The organism is Paraglaciecola hydrolytica, assembly GCF_001565895.1.
Lineage (GTDB): Bacteria > Pseudomonadota > Gammaproteobacteria > Enterobacterales > Alteromonadaceae > Paraglaciecola > Paraglaciecola hydrolytica.
Map to the genome: position 1 here is coordinate 95,823 of NZ_LSNE01000002.1, position 23,306 is coordinate 119,128.

At 41.5% G+C, this 23,306-nt stretch carries 15 protein-coding genes and 1 pseudogene; 10 read left to right on the forward strand and 6 right to left on the reverse strand.

The window, feature by feature from the left end; translation table 11 throughout:
- The 4 genes and pseudogenes from AX660_RS01310 to AX660_RS01325 form a co-directional block, all read left to right on the forward strand.
- Window positions 1-258: pseudogene (locus AX660_RS01310) on the forward strand (tryptophan 7-halogenase); the annotation flags it as partial.
- Window positions 259-559: 301 nt separating this feature from the next.
- A complete protein-coding gene (locus tag AX660_RS01315) occupies window positions 560-3,646 on the forward strand; it encodes a TonB-dependent receptor (RefSeq protein WP_068371389.1) in 3,087 nt (1,028 codons plus the stop codon).
- A gap of 113 nt (window positions 3,647-3,759) precedes the next feature.
- Window positions 3,760-8,085: an alpha-1,6-glucosidase domain-containing protein gene (locus tag AX660_RS01320; RefSeq protein ID WP_068372028.1), complete on the forward strand. Its 4,326-nt coding sequence runs from the start codon at window positions 3,760-3,762 to the stop codon at window positions 8,083-8,085.
- Between the two features lie 218 nt (window positions 8,086-8,303).
- On the forward strand, window positions 8,304-9,560 hold the full coding sequence (locus AX660_RS01325) for a GGDEF domain-containing protein (RefSeq protein ID WP_157884293.1): 1,257 nt from the start codon (window positions 8,304-8,306) through the stop codon (window positions 9,558-9,560).
- Between the two features lie 213 nt (window positions 9,561-9,773).
- Here the strand turns inward: AX660_RS01325 and AX660_RS01330 are convergent, their stop codons facing one another.
- Both AX660_RS01330 and AX660_RS01335 read right to left on the reverse strand, forming a co-directional pair.
- The gene (locus tag AX660_RS01330) at window positions 9,774-10,373 is read right to left on the reverse strand and encodes a Yip1 family protein (RefSeq protein WP_068371396.1); all 600 of its coding nucleotides are present in this window, start codon (window positions 10,371-10,373) and stop codon (window positions 9,774-9,776) included.
- A gap of 161 nt (window positions 10,374-10,534) precedes the next feature.
- A complete protein-coding gene (locus AX660_RS01335) occupies window positions 10,535-11,455 on the reverse strand; it encodes a LysR family transcriptional regulator (protein ID WP_327082838.1) in 921 nt (306 codons plus the stop codon).
- Window positions 11,456-11,571: 116 nt separating this feature from the next.
- On the opposite strand from AX660_RS01335, the gene AX660_RS01340 reads away from it, so the two are divergent.
- From AX660_RS01340 to miaE, 4 genes are all read left to right on the forward strand, one after another.
- Window positions 11,572-14,286, forward strand: coding sequence for a TonB-dependent receptor (locus AX660_RS01340; RefSeq protein WP_068371404.1), 2,715 nt, complete (start codon window positions 11,572-11,574; stop codon window positions 14,284-14,286).
- Between the two features lie 71 nt (window positions 14,287-14,357).
- Window positions 14,358-15,200, forward strand: a complete 843-nt coding sequence (locus tag AX660_RS01345; protein WP_068371406.1) for an N-formylglutamate amidohydrolase — start codon at window positions 14,358-14,360, stop codon at window positions 15,198-15,200.
- A gap of 37 nt (window positions 15,201-15,237) precedes the next feature.
- Window positions 15,238-16,662 (forward strand): YfcC family protein, encoded by a 1,425-nt coding sequence (locus AX660_RS01350; protein ID WP_068371408.1) that lies wholly within the window; start codon window positions 15,238-15,240, stop codon window positions 16,660-16,662.
- A 445-nt stretch (window positions 16,663-17,107) separates the two neighbouring features.
- On the forward strand, window positions 17,108-17,860 hold the full coding sequence (miaE, locus tag AX660_RS01355; RefSeq protein WP_068371411.1) for a tRNA isopentenyl-2-thiomethyl-A-37 hydroxylase MiaE: 753 nt from the start codon (window positions 17,108-17,110) through the stop codon (window positions 17,858-17,860).
- A gap of 12 nt (window positions 17,861-17,872) precedes the next feature.
- Here miaE and AX660_RS22720 read toward each other — a convergent pair whose 3' ends face one another.
- Window positions 17,873-18,865 (reverse strand): LysM peptidoglycan-binding domain-containing protein, encoded by a 993-nt coding sequence (locus tag AX660_RS22720; protein WP_082768688.1) that lies wholly within the window; start codon window positions 18,863-18,865, stop codon window positions 17,873-17,875.
- Window positions 18,866-19,034: 169 nt separating this feature from the next.
- Here AX660_RS22720 and AX660_RS01365 point away from each other — a divergent pair, with 169 nt between their 5' ends.
- Window positions 19,035-19,646, forward strand: a complete 612-nt coding sequence (locus AX660_RS01365) for an HvfX family Cu-binding RiPP maturation protein (protein ID WP_106404019.1) — start codon at window positions 19,035-19,037, stop codon at window positions 19,644-19,646.
- 219 nt (window positions 19,647-19,865) lie between these two features.
- Here AX660_RS01365 and AX660_RS01370 read toward each other — a convergent pair whose 3' ends face one another.
- Together AX660_RS01370 and AX660_RS01375 are read right to left on the reverse strand one after the other, a co-directional pair.
- Entirely contained in the window at window positions 19,866-20,330 is a 465-nt protein-coding gene (locus AX660_RS01370; RefSeq protein ID WP_068371414.1) for a response regulator, read from the reverse strand.
- Window positions 20,314-21,018, reverse strand: a complete 705-nt coding sequence (locus tag AX660_RS01375; protein WP_068371417.1) for an Hpt domain-containing response regulator — start codon at window positions 21,016-21,018, stop codon at window positions 20,314-20,316. Before AX660_RS01375 ends, AX660_RS01370 begins: the two co-directional genes overlap by 17 nt.
- Before the next feature lie 176 nt (window positions 21,019-21,194).
- Here AX660_RS01375 and AX660_RS01380 point away from each other — a divergent pair, with 176 nt between their 5' ends.
- Complete coding sequence (locus AX660_RS01380; RefSeq protein WP_068371420.1) at window positions 21,195-21,746, forward strand: NAD(P)H nitroreductase; 552 nt, start codon at window positions 21,195-21,197, stop codon at window positions 21,744-21,746.
- A gap of 79 nt (window positions 21,747-21,825) precedes the next feature.
- Here AX660_RS01380 and AX660_RS01385 read toward each other — a convergent pair whose 3' ends face one another.
- Window positions 21,826-23,172, reverse strand: coding sequence for a DEAD/DEAH box helicase (locus AX660_RS01385; protein WP_068371423.1), 1,347 nt, complete (start codon window positions 23,170-23,172; stop codon window positions 21,826-21,828).
- Window positions 23,173-23,306: the final 134 nt, after the last annotated feature.

Below are 23,306 nucleotides of genomic sequence, written 5' to 3' on the forward strand. Positions count from 1 at the left end.
TCCCTTTTGGCATTATTGGACGTGTGGTACCGCCGCGACGATCTTGAAAAAGAAATACAAAGACAAAATATAGCCGGTCACTTTGATACTATTTCGTGGCATTGTTTACTTGCCGGTTATGGCGCATTCCCACCTTTGGCCGCTAAACAACCAGGACAAGGTGACTTGTATGCAGAACAAAATATTCAGTCATTTTTGGCTGGTTGTGCCCTCAATTTTTCATCCCACCAAGACAATTTAGATCAGCTTAAATTCTAAAAAAATAGCTTAGTTAAATGACAGTAAATTGCTCATTTGGTGGCTATTTTCCCCTCGAGAATACCCTTCATAGTTAAACCTCACCAAGCACATTTAGCGTCATTTAGTCTTAATAGGGTACTTTATTTAACAAATAGACGGTAATTCGTTAATTAGTTGTTACTGAGTATGACTGAATACGTATGCATCATGTTGTGGTGCTTGTTAACTAAGCGTTAACATTCTGTTCGATAATAGGGCGAATTGCAGTTATCTAAAATAATTGACAATTCACTGACACAAACGGGAACGGGACACGTAAATGAGAACATTCAGACCCAGTTTAATTACAGCAGCCTTGGTTGCTAGTGGTATGGCAATGTGCAGCTTGCCACTCTATGCTCAGGACAGCGAGCTTGAAATACAAAATACGACAGCAGAAACAGCTGGTAACGATATTGAAAAAATCGAAGTCAGAGGTTTTGCCGTCAGCCTAATTAAGTCCCTCAACCAAAAACGTTTTGGCGATACCGTATCAGAGCAAATTTCAGCTGATGATTTAGGTGGTTTGCCAGATGTTTCTATGGCTGATGCATTGACACGTTTGCCTGGTATTTCGGCGGTGCGTACCGGTGGTCAGGCTGCTGAGATCAACATTCGTGGTTTGTCGGGGGATTTTGTATTTTCAACCTTAAACGGTCGTGAACAGGTTTCTACCAGTGGTTCGCGTTCGATTGAATTTGATCAATATCCTTCTGAATTAATTTCATCTGCCGCGGTGTATAAGTCTCCAAAAGCTTCTTTAATTGAAGGCGGTGTAGCCGGTACAGTGGAGTTGGAAACTGCGAGTCCCTTAAGCATAGATGGTGATTATAAATTTAGTGTTAATGCCCGTGGCATGTTTAACGACCGCGCTAAAGAAGTATCCGACGCCGAACAATTTGGTCATCGTTTGAGTGTGTCTTATCAAACCAAGTTTTTAGATGACACAGTGGGTATTGCCTTAGGTTATGCTCGCCTATTTCAGCCTAGTGTTTCAACGCAGTTTATTGGGATGGCCTATAACGCCGAAGCTGACGTTGACGGCGTGGTGGGTGACATAGATAACGTCAGTGCTACATGTTTAGCTACCGATCCTTGTGCTGGTTTTGAAAAAATCAGTGAAGGTCTTGAAATGCAGCATCAGGGTGGTAAAGAAACCCGTGATGGTTATATGGCGGCAATTGAATGGGCGCCTACTGATAACTTTACCCTTAAAACCGATTTGTTTTTATCTAAGTTTGATTCTGAAGAATTTGCCCGTGGTTTCAGAGTTAAATTTGGAGGCAATCAGGTTTCTATAACCAATCCTACTATTGTTAATAACCATGTTATTGGCGGCACTTTTAATCGAACTTCAGGCAGTACTACGCGGGTTGAGTTGGTCAACGACGATAATCAGGACTTTGACCAAGTATTTAGTGCTGGTATTAAAGCCGCGTGGCAAGCCACTGATGCACTGAGTATGACTTTTGACGTTAGTTTGTCGAAAGCGGAAAGTGATTTCCGTAATGGTTTATTGTGGAGTTTAGTTGGTGAAGATGCTAACGCCATTAATCCACAATTTGATAAAAATATTTCGATGTCTTATTTACTAAATGGCTTAGATTTACCGGATTTAGCCTTTAATCAAGCCGCTGCCTTTAGTGATATTGATCGGGTAATGGTCAGTAAATACGGTATATACCCTTTTGAAAACAAAGATGAACTTAAGGCTTACCGCTTTGATTTAAAGTATGAATTGGATAATCCCTTTCTTGCGTCTTTTGAGTTTGGACTACGTTATTCTGACCGCGAATACAGTAATGATCGTTCGGTATTCGAATATGGTAATGATTCAGCCTTTTCAGTTAGTCAACCGCCTTTACGTTTGACACCTGATATGGTCAACACCGTTGGCTGGAATGGTGAATTTGGCTATTTCCCAGATTATTTATCCATTGACCTCGATTCAGCTTTAAACGCTTGGTTCCCTGCGGGTATTCCGCAACCCGTGCAAACTTGGGGCGTTGGTCATCCCGGTGTTATAAATAGCCCCACAGGCAATGAAGGGCCTAATACGGCATGGTCGGTACAAGAAAGTGGCGACGTTTTTGAAGAGGTTACTGCAGCCTACATAATGGCTAATATTGATACCGAAATAGCGGGTTTACCGATTTCAGGTAATGTGGGTGTTCGTCGTATTGAATCTAAACAGAGTTCAACGACCCTGCAGGATGTGAGTACGACCTTCACAGTGTTTGATGAAAATGGGGAAGAGGTAGAAGTCACTGCTGGTGATCCTGCCAAAGGTGCACAATACATTACCGATGATGCTGGCTTAATTAATACATATTTCCGTCCGGCAGTTTTGGCAGATAAATATACCGATTATTTACCTTCGTTAAACCTGAATTTTAAAATTACCGAAAATCAGCAAATTCGTTTTGCTGCGGCCAAAGTCATGGGCCGAGCACCCATTAACCGCTTTGCTGCCAATACCACCACTACAGTGGAAACGGTAAGTGCCAGTCAAAACCCAGATACCGGTGAGATTACACTGTCTTCGCCAACGGCCAAAATTAACGGTAATAGCCGTAATAGTCCGTATTTACGACCTTTTTACGCCAACCAATATGATTTGTCGTATGAATACTATTTTACGGAGACTGAGGGGGCCTTTGTGGCCGCGCTGTTTTATAAAGACATTAAATCCTTTGTAGACGACATCACTTTAGAACCTTATGACTTTGCTGGTAATGGCTTTGTGGTACCTACCGAGGTTTCTGTACCGGTGTTTGTTGAGGCTGAAGCTCCTGGAGTTCCTGCCGTAAGAGCGACTGATGTTAATGGTGATCCACTATCTATAGTCGTACCTACGGAAGATGGCCGTTACGAGACAGCAGTTAACAATGCCAGCGGTGGTTACATTCGTGGTGTAGAGCTGACTTATACCCAAATCTACGACTTTTTACCCAGCCCTTTTTCAGGTTTAGGTATGAGTGCCAGTTATTCTTTTACCGAGAGTGAAATTACCCGTACTTTAACTGATTCGGTGTTTTCCATTCAATTACCTGGGTTATCAGAAAATGTCGCGCAAGCGACCGTGTTTTGGGAATACCAAGATTTTGAAACACGCTTAAGTGCCCGTTACCGCGACGCCTTTGTATCTAAACAAGTGGCAGTAAACGAGCAAACCGTTAACTTTGATTCTGAAATTGTGGTGGATTATCAAGCCTCTTACAGCATCAACGAAAATCTCGGTGTGGTGTTTCAAATCAACAACTTAACCGATGAGCCTACCCGCAGTTATTTTGGACAAGAAGACCTGACAGGCACCATTCAATTTTTTGGTACTCAGTACTTTCTTGGGGTGACGTATTCATTATGAAAACTCAACTAATCAAGTCAATCAGTACCGCCTGTGGCGGTTTAGTCAAATTAGGGCTGTCTCGCAGTAATCCCTTGCTAAACAAAAAATTAATGACATCGGAGCAACTACCTATGTTTAAGAAAACCAAAACATTAAGCTTAATAATGCTGATGTTTAGTGCCATTGTACTGGCGGGCTGCGGCGGTTCTGCCGTTGAATCTGGCTCTAATGAACTACTCACGTGTAATGTGCCTATGGTGCCCAATAGCACGGGTAGTATGTGTGTGGCTCCACCACCGTTTAATTGCGCGCCACCCACAGTGCCAAATGAAAGTAATGATGGCTGTATTGTGGGGGCTGACCCAACGGCGCCTACACCTAGTGTATCGCCGGGTGCTAATCAGGCGGTGTTGTATTACAACCGTGCGGCGGTAGGTGCAACAAACGCCTCTGGCGATCCTTCTTATGAAGGTTATCGTTTACACGCATGGAGCAACGATACCTGTAATGCCTACGCAGATCCTGATACCGATTGGGCCAATGGTAAAGTACACAATGGCGTAGATCCTAACTACGGCGCTTATTGGGTACTGAATCTAAAACCGGGTTATGCGGGTACGGCCGGAGCTTGTGGTAATTTCATTATCCATGATGGTGATGACAAAGAAATGGGCGGTGGTGATTTTCAAATGCCACTATCACAAGATGATCCTGTCTTTGCTCGCATGAATTTTGTATTTTCTGGGGTGGCTTCCATTTTTGAATTCCCTATCGTTTCTCTAGGTCCTCAACCAGTTAAAATTGATGGTCAAGCGGCTCATTGGTTAGATGCCAACACGTTATTGTGGGATGTAGATTTCAGCAAAGTAAGCTCGGTAAAACTGCATTATTCAGCGACTGCTGATTTGAAAGTAAATGTGGATACTGGCATGAACGGCACGGTACTTGAGCTAGAAGAAGTTAGCTTAAGTGAAGAGCAAATCGCGATAGCGCCACATTTAGCCAGTTTGCAGGCTTTTCAGGGCAATTGGTCGGCGGAAGATGCTAAAACCATGCTTAAATCTCAAGCGGTATTAGCCTCTTATGACAGTGATGGTGAGCTCAATGGTGCAACTGGCATTCAAATCGCCAATGCCATTGATCAACTGTACACCTTGGGTGAAGCCGATGCAGATGAAGCTCAGTTGGGGCCAATTTATGGCGAAGATGGCAGTATTACCGCCGCGTTGTGGGCACCTACGGCTAAGTCGGTTAAGTTAGTCCGTTACAACGACAATAAAACCTTGGCTTCTACCATTGATATGACACTGGATAACAATACGGGGATTTGGTCTTACAAAGGGACAAGTGAGTTAGACAGAACCTATTATCGTTTTGAAGTTACGGTATATCACCCTAAAGCCGAAGGTATGCAGGTGTTGTTGGTTACCGACCCTTATTCAGTGAGTTTGTCTACTAACAGTCGTTTTTCCCAGTTTGTTAACCTCAATGATGAAGATCTAAAACCGGAAGGTTGGGATAGTCAGACTATTCCGACTATCGCACATTTTGAAGATGCGGTGATCTATGAAGGCTCTATCCGTGACTTTAGCGTACGTGATGGTTCTACCTCAGCGGGTAACCGTGGCAAATATATGGCCTTTACTGAAATGGACAGTGCGCCGGTAATGCATTTGAAAAAGTTAGCTGAAAAAGGTTTAACGCATTTTCACATGTTGCCAGCCAATGATATAGCGTCGATTGAAGAAGACGTGAGTAAAACCGTCGATTTTTCGAGTACCTTAACAGCCTTATGTAAACTCAACACGACAGCGGCAATCTGTAAAGACGCGGCGCTAAACAAAACCATGACCTTAGGCGATTTGTTTGCCAGCTTTGATCCCATTTCTGAAGCGGGCAAAGCCCAAGATTTAGCAGAAGCCATGCGCGGTGTAGATCAGTTTAACTGGGGTTATGATCCCTTCCATTTTAATGTTCCAGAAGGCAGTTTTTCATCTAATCCAGAAGGTGTGACACGTATCAAAGAAATGCGTGCCATGAATATGGCTTTGCATGAGATGGGTCTACGTGTAGCACTTGATGTGGTGTACAACCATACCAATGCTTCAGAGCTAAACGGTAAGTCAGTACTGGACAAAGTAGTACCTGGTTATTATCACCGTTATGAAGTGGATACTGGCGCCATAGTGCGTGAAACCTGCTGTGATGATACCGAGCCACGTAATGCCATGATGGAAAAGCTGATGAAAGATTCACTTATTCAATGGGCTACTCAATATAAGTTTGATTCTTTCCGTTTTGACATTATGAGCCAGGCCACCAAAGCCACTATGGTAAGGCTGTTTGATGCGGTTAAAGCCGTAGATGAAGACATGTATTTTTACGGTGAAGGCTGGACTAAAGAAGACCGTGGTTATGAGCAAGCGAGCCAAGCCATCATGGCCGGTACTGAGATTGGTACCTATAACGATCGTATCCGTGAGGCTGTGCGTCAAGGCCATATGTTTAGCAAAGAGCCCAGTGATGCGGCGTTAGTGAATCAAGATAAAGTCAAAATGGGCTTGGCCGGTACTTTAAAAGATTACATCTTAAATACTTCCGGTGGCTCAGATACACAAACGGTAAACTTAGGCGGTTATGCGACTGATCCGGCTGACATCATTAACTACGTATCTAAACATGACAACGAAACCTTATGGGATCAATTTAATTATGTTTTGCCGCAGGATTTAACCCTTGCGCAACGAGTTAGGGCACAAAATATAGCTGCCACTGTCCCATTGATGGCACAAGGTATTCCCTTCCTACAAATTGGCGGAGACTTTTTACGCTCTAAATCTATGGACAGAAATAGCTACGACTCTGGTGACTGGTTTAGTTATGTCGATTTTACCATGGCAACAAACAACTGGAATGTGGGTTTACCTTTAAAGCAAGACAATGAAGCTCGTTGGGCTGAGATTGGTGAGTTTATGAATAGTCCAGAGCGTGCCGCGAGTATGTCTGAGATTGAGTTTGCCTCTGAAGTGTTTAATGAGTTACTTAGCATACGCAGTTCATCACCATTATTCCGTTTGACGACAGGTGCCGATGTTAAAGATCGCATTGGCTTCCATAATATTGGCAAACGTCAGACCCAGGGTTTGATTGTCATGAGCATAGATGATGGCATGTCTGCCGATGAAACTATGCCTCGTGCAGATTTAGATCCTATGGTTGACGCTCTTGTCGTAGTGGTTAACTCCAGTTATGCCGAGCAAAGTCATACCGTTGCAACTGCTGCAGCATTTACTTTGCATGCAACCCTTATGTCTTCTATCGATCCAACAGTACGTGGAGCTTATTTTACTGCGGGCGAAGGTGAGGGCACATTTACTGTACCAGCTCTAACGACAGCCGTGTTTGTAAAAGTTCAGAGCGGTGTGCAAGGCATTGGCTTATCCTCTTATGCCACCTCAGGTGCGCCTGATGTCGTACCTTTTGGTGATACTACCGTATTGGTGAGAGGCGGCATGAATGGTTGGGGTGAAGGTAACCCAATGACTTACGTTGGTAGTGGGGTTTATGAATCTGTGATTACCATTGCTGCCGGTGATTATGAATTTAAAGTTGCCTCGGCCGATTGGTCTAGCGTTGATTTTGGATCTAGCCAACAAGTTGTTACGTTAGGCGCAGAAAAAGTCTTAACTCGCAGTGGTTCAAATTTGCAGCTTACCTTAACAGCTGAGGCCACTCTTAAGTTCAGTCTGGATGCAAGTGATAACTCCGCACCTATATTGATAGTGGATTACGAAGAGCCGTTTTATCCCACGACAGTATTTATTCGTGGAGACATGAATGGTTGGGGGGAAGTTAATCCTATGAGTTACGCTGTTGGTGGCCAATACGCTGTCACTATGGATCTGGTTGCGGGCTCTTACGGCTTTAAAGTAGCCTCAGCTGATTGGTCAACAGTGGATTTCGGCTCGGCTGATGGCAATGGCGCTGTCACGGTCGGCAATGTAAAAGACCTTGCACCTAAAGGCAGTAATTTGTCTATCACCATTCCTAGTGATGGTAGTTATACCTTCTTATTTAATGTGGCTGACATTAATGCACCTACTATCTCGGTATTTAACGCCCTGATGTTTGGTGACACTACGGTATTTGTACGCGGCTCAATAAATGGTTGGGGCGAAGCGGATCCCTTGGTTTATATGGGTAACAGCACGTATTCCGCGGAGATTGACATCGATGCCGGTGATTATGAGTTTAAAATTGCCTCAGCAGATTGGTCTACAGTGGACTTTGGTAATTTGGCTGGTGAAGTTGACGTCGTACTCGGTGCTAGTAAAGCCTTGGGCAGGTCGGGAGCTAACTTTAAGTTGTCGATTACTGAGTCTGGTACTTACAAGTTTACAGTGAGTGGTCCTGATCCCAGTGCACCGAAAGTGACGGTAACTAAGGTTACTTCATAAGGGGTATTTCACTTAGATAAAAAGCCGCTCTTTCGAGCGGCTTTTTTATGCACAGTACGAGCAAAACATGTATTCTTAGGTAAATAAGGTTAAAAATTAAACAATAAAAGACAGAGCCGACTGAGCTGTCTATATGCTGTTTTTGTGGTATTAATTCTTGGAATAAAATGAAGTCTGAAATAAAAACTATTTTAGTATTATTTTGTGTAAGTGCGCTTATGTTAATTCTGCATAAAGTGGCATTGGATCGCATTTTTATTATTGAGATGGATGGCGATATACCCATACTTGCTTTAGACGACAAAAGTGCTGGTGGTTCAAGTAGTGCCATCACTTTTATGGATGGTGGTCGTCGCATCTTACAGTGTGAGTTATCTGCTTCTTATCAATATCCCTTTTGTGAACTTAATTTTCAGTTGGCTGATTTAAGCCAAGGGCAACCTGTTAAGGGGGGCGATTTTTCAAAGTATGACAGAGTTGGTTTGTGGCTTAGATATACAGCCCCTGTTGATGCCGGTATTCGTCTGCATTTACGTAATTTTAATCCTGACTATTCTGATTTAGCTGATGAAAACTCACTTAAATTTAACTCAATTGAATGGTTTGCAGTACAAGGTTCAACTCAGCCGATTTGGATCCCTTTAGATAATATGCAAGTTTCAACTTGGTGGCTAAGTGAAAATAAAGTCAGTTTAAAAAATAGCGGCCCAGAACTCACCAATATTACCACGCTTGAACTCTCTACTGGGACCATGGTTGTTGAAGGTAAATACGAACTGGAAGTCGAAAAAATCGAGTTCCGAGGCAAGTTTATTAGCAAAGAACAGCTTTATTTAATTTTGGTTAGCATGTGGATGATGTTTGCCTTTGTAAGGCTGGTTTATTCAAGTATTAAATTTAATAAAACCCTAAGGTTTTTTAAGTTTCGAGAACAAGAACTGACAACGATTAATCATTTGTTGGACAATAAAAGTCGTGAATTACAAGATCGAGTTGGCCGTGACGTATTGACCGGTGTTTTAAACCGACAAGGCTTGCAAGCCATCATATTTAATCAGGACGGCAGTATTAATCGGACTAAAGGTTTATCTATTGCATTTATTGATATTGATTATTTTAAACAAGTTAATGATAACTTTGGCCATAAAGTAGGTGATGACATCCTGATAGAATTTGCTCGTCTTATTGAAGACAATACTCGTCATTCCACAGAAATATTGGCGCGTTGGGGAGGCGAAGAATTTATATTAGCCTGTCCAAATTCTAATTTGCATGAAGTTGAGCTATTAGCTGAAAAAATCAGGGCTATCATTGCATCTCATCGATGGCCTCAAGGCATCAAGTTGACTTGTAGTATGGGCGTTGCTCAGATGAGCGAAGAGACGTTCGAAGATTTTATCCAGCGTGCCGATCTTGCTCTGTATCAAGCTAAAAAACGTGGTAGAAACAGAATAGTTAGTGCAGTCAAAAACTAATGAAAATACGACTTGTTAGGTAATCTTCAACAAATCGCCAATAATCTCATAGTTGTTAATTAGTGTATGTGACTCATCGTAGTTAATAGAGCCGTTTCTAACTTCATTAATGAACGATAGCGATAAGGCTCGATACGTTCAGATAATGCGTTTTTTAAAGACACAAAAAACGGTAGCTAGGCTACCGTTTTTGATAAAAAATTTATTTAAGCTTTAGCCCGTATAAACCGGCCCCATGCCCGCACTCCATAATATTACCGAAGCTGCCATTAAGATGGCCAATAGCACTAAACCACATGTCACTACTGAGCTGGCATAAATAAAGCCTTTTTCTTCTGGGATGTGCATCAAAATAGGCGTGCCAGAATAAAGCAAATAAATGGAATACGTTAAGCCGCCTAAGCCCACTAACATGACAAACCACAGTACGGGGTAAAAAGACGCAAATCCCACCATAAATAATGGTGTTGCAGTATAGGCTGCAAGTTCTAATGACTGAGTGTAGGTTGGAGTTGCATCAAAAGCTTTGGCCAATTCATGGATCAAAATCGCCAAGGCAACCACGCCCGTCATCAAACCAAAATACATGCCTATGCTCATGAGCATGGCACTTTGCTGAGTGAGTTTAATAATATCGCCTACGCCAATGCTCCAACCCAAATGGGCGGCGGAATAATAACTGGTGAGGGTAGGGATGAGAGAGATAATGGCTATGTGACTGAGGCTGTAAAAATAACTTTCGTGCTTTTTATCAATTAAGTGCCATTCTTCTTTAGGGTGGGCATACAGACCCCAGAGGTGATTTAATATCATTATTTTATTACTCCAACTACGACGACAATTATAAATAAACCAACAGCTTACAATTTATTTACAGTAAATTAACAATAGTTTGTTTTAGCTTGGCTAAGCAGTCAACAGTTTTGTTTAAAATACCTGCAAATAGTCGCTTAATTGACCCACTTTTCTACCGCTTAAAACTTATTTTCAAAATATGTTTTGCAATGTTGATAAAAAGCTTCGGTGAGTCTGTTCATTGGCGCATGAGCGGAGGTGATAAAAGCATACTCATGCACGATTTGAGGGGTAAAGGGGATTAAAACTAAACCTTCACTGGCGTATTGTTGAGCGAGCATTTCATTGACAATGGCAATACCAATATTGCGTTTAGCAAAGGTACAGGCAATGGCCACCGTATGGGTTTCTAAGCGCACTTGCATGGGGATTTTATCCCGTAAAAAAGCATTTTCAATCTGTAAACGAGAATTTCGGCCTTTGCCCAATAAAATGAGATCTTCATCACCTAAATCTTTACAGCTAAGGACTTTTTTAGTCGCGAGTTTGTGCGTACTTGATACGGCACAAACTGTATTGCTACTCACTAGATGGTGGCAAATTAAGCCCGGATGATTTTCTGGTAGTTGAATAAAACCACAATCTGCAGAGCGATGGACAACAATTTCACGTGCTCTGGTCGGTGAGTGAGTATCTAAACTAATTTTAACCCTTGGGTGTTTTTGCAAAAAATCAGTGACCACATCGGCCAGTGGCCCAGCGATAAAACTATTGGGGGCAACGAGCCTTAACTGGCCCAGATTGGAGTGAAAAATATTGTTGGCTAACAAGGCAATACGATCGACGCTCATTAGGGTCAACTCAACTTCTTTCACTAGTGTTAATGCTTCATCTGTAGGGATTAATCTGCCTTTTTCACGGTAAAATAGTTGAAAACCAATATATTCTTCAAGCAAAGCTAATAAGCGACTAATACCCGGTTGAGTCAATCCAAGTTGTTTTGCAGCCGCGGTCGCAGAGCCGGTTTTTATGATGGCATTAAAGGCTTCTAAACTCTTTAAACTAATGGTTTGATGGGCTGTGTTAATGGGTAATCCTATAACAAATTGTTATGTGGTAATGAGTTTTTTGCATAATATTGCATGGATAAATTTAACTTGTAAAGTAAGACTGAGATGTAAAAACACACAAAAAACAACCAACAGTGGACATAACCATGAAGACACACTCACATACATTATCAGTTATTGCTCTGGCCGTTTTAAGTTCTTGTTATGGCACTGCGGCACTTGCTCAAGAGGCTGAAACTCAAGAAGTAAAAGACAATGCAGAAGTTATCTCAATAACAGGTTCAAGAATTAAACGTCAAACTGAAACGCCGAGCCCAGTACAAGGTTTTGATTTTGATGACTTGAATCAAAACGGGTCTATTTCATTAGGTGATGTATTGCAGGAGCTACCGTCGGTGGGCTCGAGCTTAAATGGCAATGGGTCTGCCGGTACCAGCCACGGTTCAAGTAGTATTAACTTGCGTAACCTGGGTGATAACCGTTCTTTAGTGCTAGTTAATGGTCATCGCTGGGTAAACGGCGCAGGTACTCGAGGATTTCGTGATTTTGTGGATATGAACACCATTCCACAAGCCATCGTTAAACGTGTCGAAGTATTACAAGATGGCGCGACCGCCATTTATGGCGCAGACGCTATCGCTGGGGTGGTTAATATTTACACCTATTCTGATTTTGTGGGTACCAGTATTAAAGGCTATTACGGTCAGTCATCTGAAGGCGATAAAGAAACCGCTAATGTTGATGTATTGTGGGGCAGGGATGTGGGTGACAGTAACTTTATGGTGGCGGCAAGTTACTCGGACCAAAAGCCGATTTTTACTCAAGATCGTGAATTGACGGCAGTGCCTCTAAATGGTTTGTCCACTGGTTCACCAGAAGGTTTATTTCGAGAAAGCAGCTTAGCTGGTGTGGTTGATTTTACTGTACCTTCTGGCGGTATAACTCGTGATCCAGGCAGTAACGGTAGTGACATTGATAGTTGGCGCGCGGTGGACTCTGACGACAAATACAACCGTTATACCGATAACTATGTGGTTGGCCCAAGTGAGCGTTTTTCGTTGTACGCCCAAGGAGTGGTTCCGCTTGATTTTGCTACTTTAAAAATTGAAGCTTTATACAACAAACGTATCTCAGATCAGCAGTTTTCAGCCACCTTATCAGCCATCCAAGGTTCTAGAGGCTTTGTTATTCCTAACAATAGTGTGGTTAATCCCTTTGGTGTTGAATTTTCTGGTTCGGATTTTAGACATACTTCTTTTATCAATGAAAATGGTTTGCGGGTTAATGAACAAACCGTTGAAACAACGCGCCTTGGTATTGGTTTAGATGGCGATTTTGGCAACGATTGGAGTTGGGACGGCTTTTTATCTTGGGCACAAAACGAAGGTGAGTTTGTATCCACAAATCAAATGGATTTAGACAAGCTAGCTCTAGGATTAAGAGCTTGTGATGCCACGGGGGTTGCCGCAGGGGTAAGTGATCTACTGGCTGGTTGTGTGCCGGTGAATATATTTAATCCCTTAACCTCAGACATGGTGGACTACATTAATTATACCGCCCGTGACAAAAATAAAGCCCAACAATTAGATTTTACTTTTAACGTCACCGGTACCTTATTTGAACTGCCTGCGGGTGATGTGGCTGTGGCAGCCGGTATCGAATACCGTAAAGAAAAAGGTCTCGATGTTTCGGACAATTATGTTAATGCTGATCCACGAGTAAATAACTATCAAACTACCTCTTCAGCCCCTCGTTTAGGTACTAAAGGTGAATATGATTTAAGCGAAGCTTATGTTGAATTCAGCATTCCTTTATTAGCTGACCTTACGATGGTTAAAAACCTCGAATTAAGTTTAGCCAGTCGTTATTCCGACTACAGTACTTTTGGTAGTACCACTAATAGTAAGGCCGGTTTGGTATATAGCCCTATTGATGGTTTGTCATTCAGAGCAACATGGGCAGAAGGTTTTAGAGCGCCTTCCATATTAGAGTTGTTTGAAGGGCAGCGTGCTACCTTTATTGCGGTAGCGGATCCCTGTGCCACTCACTCTCAATTAGCGGGTTGTGCTGGTGTCCCAGCAGGCTATGTACAAGAAAATAGTAATATACCGATTACCACAGGTGGCAATATATTGTTGCAACCTGAAACCTCAGAAAATGTATCTTATGGTTTCGTTTATTTACCAGAGTTTTTAAATAACTTTAGTATTACGGCTGATTGGTATGATATCGAAATAAACGACACTATTAGCGTATTTGGCGCGCAAAACATTCTAGATTTATGTGCCTATAAAAACAAAAATTGTGGGGTAATTACCCGTAGTGCCTCCGGCGAGATTTTAGATCTGGTTGATGGGCCAGTAAACTTAAACAGAAGTACGGTTGCCGGTATGGACGTGGTCATGCACTACAGTATTGCGAGTGACATAGGAAAGTGGGATTTGAGTGCCAACTTTTCCAAGTTAAGAGAGTTTAGCGAAGTGTCTACCTTGTCTGACGGTTCAACTCAAGCAGTGGACAAAGTAGGTACGGCTGCCTCTCGAGAGTCTTATCCTGAATGGCGTAGTACTTTCAGTGCCCGTTGGAAACGTGATCAATGGTCTGCGGCTTACAGCGCCCGTTTTATTGGCGAAACAACTGAAACCTACAACAATGAAGCCTTACCTATTGACTCAATCACTTATCACAATGTATCGGTAGCCTATGATTTTAACAATGGCCTTAAAACCAAAGTAGGTGTAAACAACCTGACTGACAAACAACCACCCGTATCTTTAACAAATACCAATATCAATTTTGACCAAAATACCTACAACGCCATTGGTCGTTTTATGTATGTGCAGTTGAACTACGATTTTTAAAGGTAGGTCTTGCGTGTTAGTAGCTTGCTTGAGGGCAAGCTACTTTGTTTTATCTTTCGCGGAAGCTTAGAATGATTTTACCTTATACCCTTATTTCTCCATGTGACGAACAAGCTTTACCTTTGGTATTTGACTCGCCGCACAGTGGCGATGTTTTTCCTGCTGACTTTGTAAGTAAAGTCAGTAAACAGCAATTAAAAACGGGCTGGGATGCCTTTGTGGGTGAGTTATGGCGAGGTGTTGTAGACAATAATGCCTATTTACTACTCGCGACTATTTCTCGCATGTATATTGATTTAAATCGTGCTCCATATGACATCGATCCTGCTTTGCTTGATCAGACGTGGGATTTTTGCCAACCCACCAAATATAGTGACAGGGGCATGGGCTTGATCCGGCGCATGGCTTTACCAGGCGTGCCAATATATGACCAGACTTTAAGCCAGGTGCAAATACAAGCTCGCTTAGATCATTATTACCACCCTTACCATAATGTGTTGCAGCAAAAATTGGATAGCCTGCATCAAACCCATGGCGGAGTCTGGCATATTGATTGTCATTCGATGAAATCTCGTGGCAACGGCATGAATATAGATAGTGGTTTACTTAGGCCTGATATTATCTTAGGTGACAACGATGGCTGCAGTGCCAGTGCCGAATTTGTGAAGGTTGTCGAAGATGCCTTTATTGAAAGAGGTTATTACGTGGTACGCAATAAACCTTACAAAGGTGGTTATTTGGTGACGCATTACGCTGACGTAGCAAACAATCGCCATAGCTTGCAAATAGAGGTAAACCGCAGTTTATATATGAATGAAGAAAGCTTTAGGCCTAATCCGAACTATGAAAAATTTCAAACGGATTTAAATAGGGTGTCAGCTAAAATAGCAGACTACGTTGCGAGTCAAATTTAATGTCGCTTAAAAAAGATCAGTTCAGGGTGAGATAAACATGTCACAACATAGCGATAATCTTAAAGTCAGTGGTGATAAGCCGACGCCAGAGCATAAGACCATCAATCCCATCATTATTTTGTTGGGTATTTTGTTGTTTGCCATGTTACTAACCTATGTGGTTGACTCCGGAAGCTATCAACGGGACGGTAAACTAGTGGTGCCAAATAGTTACCAAACCCTCGAAAAAGACAGTTCTCCTTTAAATCTGTTTAATACTCAAATTATTGATGACAAAAATAGCGCACAACCTGTTAGCTTAATCGGCGTTTTGCTCACCATTCCAGAAGGCTTGGAACGTGGCGCAGGTTTGATTTTTATGGTGCTTATTATCGGCGGTTTGTTTGGTATTTTAACTAAGTCAGGGGCAATTGATGCGGGCTTAGAGCGTTTATTAAGTGTAGTCAACGGCAATATTTATTTGTTGGTTATTGTTTTAATGACGGTTTTCTCTGCAGGCAGTACTTTTTTGGGTTTAGCTTCTGAATATCTATTGGTGATCCCCATAATGGTGGCCATGGCTAATCGCCTCGGTATGTCGAATATGATTGGTTTTTCCATCGTGGCCGTTGCGGTTAAAGCGGGTTATTTGTCATCAGTGACTAACCCTTTACCTCTTACGATTGCTCAACCTTTGCTTGGTTTACAAATATTTAGCGGCGCCGATATTCGCTTTTATTTCTATTTGGTGTTTTTAGCCGTGGGCATCATGTTTGTCTTATTGATGGTACGCAAAAGTGGCTATGTTAAAGATGTGGCCATTCGTTTCAGTGCCCAAAAACTGTCTTTACGGCATAGCTTGATGTTGAGTATCTTAGGTTTAAGCATTGGCTTTTTAGTTTATGCCTCTAATCAGTGGCATTGGAAACATCATGCTTTGTCCGCTTATTACATCGCAACTTGTATCTTGTTGGCCATTGTCAGTGGCATGGGCGCTAATAATGCGGCTAACGCCTTCGTGAACGGCATGAAAAAAGTGTTGTTGGCGAGTTTTTTAATTGGCATAGCCTCAGCTGTTGCGGTTTGTTTAGAGCAGGGCAAAATTCTTGATTCTGTGGTCCACGGCTTGGTTTCAACTATTGGCGATAATAATCCAACTTTATCCGCAATAGGCATGTTTTTCTCGCAACTTACCTTAGACTTTTTAATCCCCTCAACGTCAGGACAGGCGGCGGTGAGTATGCCTATTATGGGGCCTATAGGGCAATTGTCTGGTGTGTCAGCACAAACAACTTTAAATGCATTTTTGTTTGGTAACGGCATCACCAATATATTAACGCCTACGTCAGGTACCTTATTAGCCTATTTAGCCACGGCCAAAATAGCCTGGTCAGATTGGGCTAAGTTTATCTTTCCTTTGTGGTTGGTTTATATCGGGATTGCGATTGCATTGTTAGCACTTTCAGTGTCTTTGGGTTATTAAACTTAAAAATGGCTAAACAATAGCGTTGCACTGAGCCCCACCTTATTGTTAAGTTTGGGAAGTGATGCATAGTGAGTAATTGGCATTATGGATTGCTATGAATTTTAATACGCGTATAAGTCACGTTAAAAAATGTTTTTTAACAGGTTAAGCTCGTTGTAGAGCTTATTTAATAGGTGATTGCTACATATTGGTAGTCACTCACATCAAGAACTTTAACCATTTTATGCAATTAAAAATCCGTCCCTGTGCCTATCCAAATCATGCCCACTTATGCAAGCGCTGCTAACTAAGCCTACTGTCACATCTAACCTTTAAATCCTTTATAAAATAACTAAAAGTGTAAGGGCTAGAAAAACACATTCTAATGAGCTACAGCTAATTATAATGTGTAAAATAGGCTGTATGTTTAAGCAGAACTATTAAAATATAAAAGGTAATATTTTTGGAAAGATTGTTAGAACCCATTAAAAAATTTTTACACTGCGCTACGCCTGATGAGTGGATATTTGAAGCAGTCAAACAAGAGAATCTAACAGTACTTCTTACCGATCATTTGATCTGTGAATTAAAGGCTGCACAAAGCGCTATGTTTTTGATCCGGCGTTATGCAGTGGATGCAGATAGTGCCAGCGCTCTGTTAGAGTGGCTTAAACCTTATGAAGATTTCACTTACCGCAAAATTGGCGATTGGCGTGAATTAGAAAAATTCAAACTTAACAAATCCATGATGGCTAAATCAGGTACACCTTATAGCCAAGAGCTTATTGATAAAATGGTGTTGTTGATCCGTGAGGAGTTACATCACTTTTATCAAGTACTTGAAATGATGCAGGATTATGGTATTGGTTATGAAAATATTAGTTCAAGTCGCTACGCTAAGGGCTTGTTGCGCCATGTTAAAACTCACGAACCTGATGCACTTATCGACAAACTTATTTGTGGCGCTTACATCGAAGCGCGCTCATGTGAACGTTTTGCCAAAATAGCGCCATTTTTAGATAAAAAATTAAGTGATTTTTATGTCTCTTTGCTACGCTCAGAAGCTCGTCATTATCAGGATTATCTAAGCTTAGCCACCGATATCGCCGGTAAAGATATTACTGCTCGTATCGCTTATTTTGGTGAAATAGAAGCCCAGTTAATATTAACGGTAGATGATGATTTTAAGTTTCATAGTGGCTTACCAATAGCCTAATCTGTTTTTTTATTATTCAGATACTTGTATTGCTGTGCCGAGGGAAATGTCATCCACGACAAGTGTGGGATTCCATTTGAGTAAATCGGCAACGCTCACAACATAACGTTTTGATAGTTGATAGAGCGTTTCGCCTTTTTTGATGAGATGGATTGTGGGTTTGGTAGACTGGTTTGAGGATATTGGTAAAGACTTAGTAACAACAGCCTCTGAGTCTTTTTTCTGGAAAGCCATCTTAGTCTTAGTAATAAGAGTGTAGTCACTAGCAGGAAATAATTGCTTAAGTTGTTGAGCTGTCTGCTCAGCTAAGTGCTTATTTTGTAAAGCCTCATAGACTATAAAAGAAGTCCACAATGTTTGTGCATCGATTTGGGTTTTGTTAGTTTCATATTTGTCGATCAACTGTTGGGCGGTTTTATACTGTTGCTGTTCAACGTTAAGTTGCGCCAAAGCGAGATAAACTGCAGGTTCAACAGGTTGAGTAAAATCAAGCTGATTCAACCAGTTATTAGCCTCTTGCCATTGTTGTGCGTGAAAAAAGCACAGCCCCAGAGTCGCTAATTGTTGATTTTTTATTAAGGTAGGCAGCGCACTATTGACCAGTCCTGAGGCGTAACCCTGAAGTATTTCCCATTTTTTTTGCTTACATAGGTAACCGAGTAACTCAGGTGTTACTTGTTGTCTGTTTAGTGTTGAATCATTCATCGCCAACATAAAAGCTTGTTGGGCTTCCAAATCATCACCTTGGGCTGCGCGCAATTCTGCCAAGGCCAACATGGCTTCAGGCATTAACTCAGGTTCACTAATAGTTTGAAAACGTTCTTCGGCTTTTGGATTATTGCCAATCATTAAATAGGCCTGAACATGTGACAGGGCGATTTTATTTAATTGAGTAGTATCAGAGCTTAATATTGGTTTTGGTTTGTCTGCTGATGCTGATGATGATGAAGTGGTACAGGCGGCTAATAGAGATAATCCACTTAAAAATAATACATATCGCAACATCGGTTTTCACCTGCTCAAAATAATGTCCTACCTTAACGATTTTATTACTATCTGGTCAATCCGTGGCTGGCAATAATATTGAACTGTTTATAAGTTGGGATTAAATGAAATTTTTAGTGTTATCAAACACTCTATATAAATAAGTGCTAATGATGGAGTGGTAATCACAATGCTTAGTTTGTATCAAAAGCTACATAGTTTGTTGGATAAAACCTTGTTTTTAGAAGGTATTGCGCCTTTGTTGTTGAGGTTATATTTAGCCCCGGTCTTACTTCAAGCGGGATACAATAAACTTTCTGCCTTTGAAAACACCGTAGATTGGTTTGCCAATGCCGAATATGGCTTGGGTTTACCTCTACCAGTATTGATGGCGTCGTTGGCCATAGCTGCTGAATTAGTGGGTGGTTTTTTGTTATTGATAGGTTTGGCTACTCGTTGGGTAACTATTCCACTAATGATTACCATGTTAGTGGCGATATTTACTGTGCATTGGCCCAATGGTTGGGCGGCAATTGCCGACGCTTCAAGTTGGTTATCCAATGGCACTTTGTGGCTCAATGAAGCCGTCATGAGTTCACCTGAAAAACTCGCTGCAGCGAAAAACTTACTGCAAGATCATGGCAATTACGATTGGCTCACTTCCAGTGGTAAGTTTGTGGTACTTAATGGTGGTATTGAATTTGCGGCGACGTATTTTATCATGCTGCTTTCGCTGTTTTTTAGTGGTGGTGGAAAATATACCAGTGCAGATTATATTCTAGCCCAGAAATTTCTCAGATAAAACAAGTCACATATTTCCCTTATCATTGGAATTACACGGCGGAGGCAAATGAACGAGGCCCCACGAGCTTAGTTTACTACGTGGCTCAAGTGAATAAGGGAATGAGTGCAGCGAATAAATGTGCAGTTTCAAGGGGGGAAGGTTATAAACGCAAGGGTTCTACTTAGCCTTCGATAAAGGATTAGGCTAGGCTCTTAAATTTTGCTATTTTTCATTTTCTCACGTTTTGTCATTGTTTTTTTCTTGGCTTGATTCAACCTCAAGCTCTGCCTCATCTTGGTACTTTCTTGGCTCTGCTTTAAGGTAATTACGCAGGGAATCACTGATCCGTTTTGAATTAAAGGGTTTAACAATAAAACCACTGGTGCCATTTTTAATGGCATCCATCACATTCGCGGATGAGTTTTCACCAGAGACCATGACGACTTTCACATGATTAAATTTTTCTTTTATCTTTTTCAGTACTTCAAGGCCACTGGTATCGGGCAGGTCTATGTCGAGATAAACCAAATCAATGTTGTTATGTTGGATATTGTTTAAAACATTTCGACCAGTGGATGTATGATAAAACTTGGGATCAAGGGGAAGCTCTAAGTCGTCAATGCAGGATCTGATCGCACTTCTGAGTAAATCACGAGTAAATTCAACATCTTCTACCATCAAAATATTAATTTTTTGAATCACAACTGCCCTCATCATTTAGAATCTTATCGATACATACTATCACTTTTGCAATCAAGGCAGGAGCTTCATCGAAGTGCTCTAACCTTAATGAAATTAGAGCATTGTTAGCAATGTCTGTTAAGTGCTTATAGCCAAAATTTCCCGCACTACCTTTAACAACATGTAAGATTTTAATAATTTGAGCATAATCACGTTGCTCAATATGTTCATTCAATTGCCCATATTGCGTGCGTAGTGTGGCTAAAAAGATAGGTTTTAATTCAGCAATTTTAGCGTTTAGTTTGGCAGATAATTCATTCTTAGCCGCGGCCTGAGGCTCAAGTGAGCTAAGATGGCGCTTGAATACCTCATTGAGCTTAGGTTGATCAAATTCAGCATCTAAAATACCTCTAAAACCTAAGTGCAAATATTCTTCTATGTTGTGTCGTGTGATAGTCGTCGTTAAGCCATAAACCGGCGTGTCAAAACCTAGTTGCAACAGCCCCTTGAGTAGCTCTTTAGCGTTCATAGTCGCCAAGTCAATATCTATCAACAGCAAGTCAAAATCCTTTGAAATAGCCAATTCAAAGGCTTGTGGAGCGTTTTCAGCTAAGGTCACACTGGCTCCCATTGTTGCTATGTACTCATTAAATGAGTGTTGATTATCGCTAGGGGCTTTAATTAATAGTACTTCTCCATTAATGCTCATCTTGTCTCCCTTTTATTAAAAACCTAATGTAGATTACAAAGTAATTAGCTCTAGTGTAGACAAAGTTTACAGAATAATTTTGTTGCTGATGCAGACAAAGGGGTTTTTTGTTTGCTCAATTTAAGCTAAGAACTCATACTTAATTATTCGTTAAGTAAGTTGGTTATTGAGTTGTTATGTTAGCTCTAGAATTATTATTAAGTCGAAGTTCTCAACCCCGTTTGCAAAAGCCTGCTCCTGCCGAGCAAGAATTGCAAAACATTATTCATGCAGCTATGCGTGTACCTGATCATGGGCATTTAACCCCTTGGAAGTTTATTGTCTGTCAGGAAAACGGTTTATCACGCTTGGGAGATATTTTTGAACAAGCGGCAATCGACGAGCAATTAACTGAAAAAGAAGTACAGCGGGCTCCCCAATTACCTCATCGTGCACCTATGGTCATTGTAGTGATTGCCAAATATCAACAAAACGACAAGGTTCCTTGGGTAGAGCAGGTGGCTTCGGCATCCTGTGCGGCCTATGCCATGCAACTCGCCGCTAAATCACAAGGTTATGATAATGTGTGGCGCACAGGCATATATACCCAAAGTAAAGTTGTCAAAGAGGCTTTTGCTTTGCAAGAACAGGATGAAATAGTAGGTTTTTTGTACATAGGTACAAGTGCCGCTGATTTTATCAGCAAGCCATCAAAAAGCAGTAATGAGTTTATTGAAATCTGGGAATAATGCTTTGCTCTGAAACAAGCAGCAAAAATCATTGATTAGCCTGGATACAGTTGGTTCAGGCTAATCAACTACCACTAATCTACTCTTCTTCGTCTTGTTCTATTTCAACAACATTCGCTCTAGGTTTACGTTTAAGTGGGATATGACCCGCATCAGTGCCTTGCATAGTATTAACCCGTTTTTTGACAGGTTTTGCTACATTATCAGTGCCTACTGATTTGGTTTTGCCGCTGGTTTGTTGATTGCCGGTGGCTGATTTAACACGTGCGGGTTTAGGACCGTTGAACTTGGCCACTAAGCCTTCTAGCTGGCTAAATTCTATGTTTTGTTGCATAAACTCTTTGATCGCCACATAACTTAACCAATCTTTGGGGCCAACAAAAGAGACTGCTTCACCTTTGTTACCGGCGCGCCCCGTACGACCAACACGGTGCACATATTCATCGGCAAGTTTAGGTAAATCAAAATTCACCACTAAAGAGACATTAAGTAAATCTAAACCCCGTGATGCCACATCTGTGGTCACCAATATATGCTGCTGGCCACGGCTAAATTCGTTCATGATATTGGAGCGCTGTGACTGACTTAAATCACCACTCAAGGCAATGCTGTGCATGCCTTGTTGATTTAATAAAGTTGACAGGCGTTCAGTATCGGCGCGGGTTGCAGTAAAGATAATAATTTGTCGATAGGTTTTTTGGGCTATCACTTTGGCCAGCATGGCTTCTTTATGAGTGACATGGTCAGCTAAATAAAAACGCTGCTCAATATCGGTATGTTCTTCACCAGAGGAGCCCACACTGACACGATGCGGTGCTTTGAGTAAGGTTTGTGTCAGGTAATGTAATTCGGCACTGTCGAGTGTGGCCGAAAACATCATAGTTTGACGTTTACGGTGATCCGCCGCTTTATCTATAAGCTTTAATTGAGGCGCAAAACCCAAGTCCAACATACGATCTGCTTCATCCATAATGAGCAATTCTAAGCCATTCAAATACAATGACTTACCCACTAAGTGGTCGGCGACACGGCCAGCCGTACCCACGATAAAATGTGGATAATGTTTCAAGGCTTTCACCTGATCATTAAAGTTTTCACCGCCTAACACTAATGCAGCACGTAATGATTGTTTACCTAATAAACCTTTAAGCTGCAAAAATACTTGTTTGGCCAATTCCCGAGTGGGAGCCAAAATCAATACGCGAGGATCACGACGACTTAATGCCGGTTTAGTTAATGCCCGATGGATAGCAGGCAATAAAAACGCCAGCGTTTTACCCGAGCCGGTTTTTGAAGAGGCAATTAAATCGCGCCCCATCAGTGCATGCGGGATAGCCAGTTTTTGGATCTCGGTAGGTTCGGTCAAGCCTTTAATGTCTAAAGCTTTAAGTAAAGTGTGATGCAGTGGTAAGTCAGTAAATTGCAAAAGCTGTGTCTCAATATCGGTTATGGGCTAATTATACTCAGCAAAGACGTTTTAGGGGGATTTAATTTTAAATTGCTGTAAGGCTTACGTTTTGTATAAGGGAAATGGCTGCCACTAGAGTGCTATTAAAGTAT

What these genes read in the sequence shown, in the direction of transcription:
- AX660_RS01315 (WP_068371389.1), top strand. Translation starts at nt 560, where the DNA reads ATGAGAACATTCAGACCCAGTTTAATTACAGCAGCCTTGGTTGCTAGT.
- AX660_RS01320 (WP_068372028.1), top strand. Translation starts at nt 3,760, where the DNA reads ATGTTTAAGAAAACCAAAACATTAAGCTTAATAATGCTGATGTTTAGT.
- AX660_RS01325 (WP_157884293.1), top strand. Translation starts at nt 8,304, where the DNA reads ATGTTAATTCTGCATAAAGTGGCATTGGATCGCATTTTTATTATTGAG.
- AX660_RS01330 (WP_068371396.1), bottom strand. Translation starts at nt 10,373, where the DNA reads ATGATATTAAATCACCTCTGGGGTCTGTATGCCCACCCTAAAGAAGAA.
- AX660_RS01340 (WP_068371404.1), top strand. Translation starts at nt 11,572, where the DNA reads ATGAAGACACACTCACATACATTATCAGTTATTGCTCTGGCCGTTTTA.
- AX660_RS01345 (WP_068371406.1), top strand. Translation starts at nt 14,358, where the DNA reads ATGATTTTACCTTATACCCTTATTTCTCCATGTGACGAACAAGCTTTA.
- AX660_RS01350 (WP_068371408.1), top strand. Translation starts at nt 15,238, where the DNA reads ATGTCACAACATAGCGATAATCTTAAAGTCAGTGGTGATAAGCCGACG.
- AX660_RS22720 (WP_082768688.1), bottom strand. Translation starts at nt 18,865, where the DNA reads ATGTTGCGATATGTATTATTTTTAAGTGGATTATCTCTATTAGCCGCC.
- AX660_RS01365 (WP_106404019.1), top strand. Translation starts at nt 19,035, where the DNA reads ATGCTTAGTTTGTATCAAAAGCTACATAGTTTGTTGGATAAAACCTTG.
- AX660_RS01375 (WP_068371417.1), bottom strand. Translation starts at nt 21,018, where the DNA reads ATGAGCATTAATGGAGAAGTACTATTAATTAAAGCCCCTAGCGATAAT.
- AX660_RS01380 (WP_068371420.1), top strand. Translation starts at nt 21,195, where the DNA reads ATGTTAGCTCTAGAATTATTATTAAGTCGAAGTTCTCAACCCCGTTTG.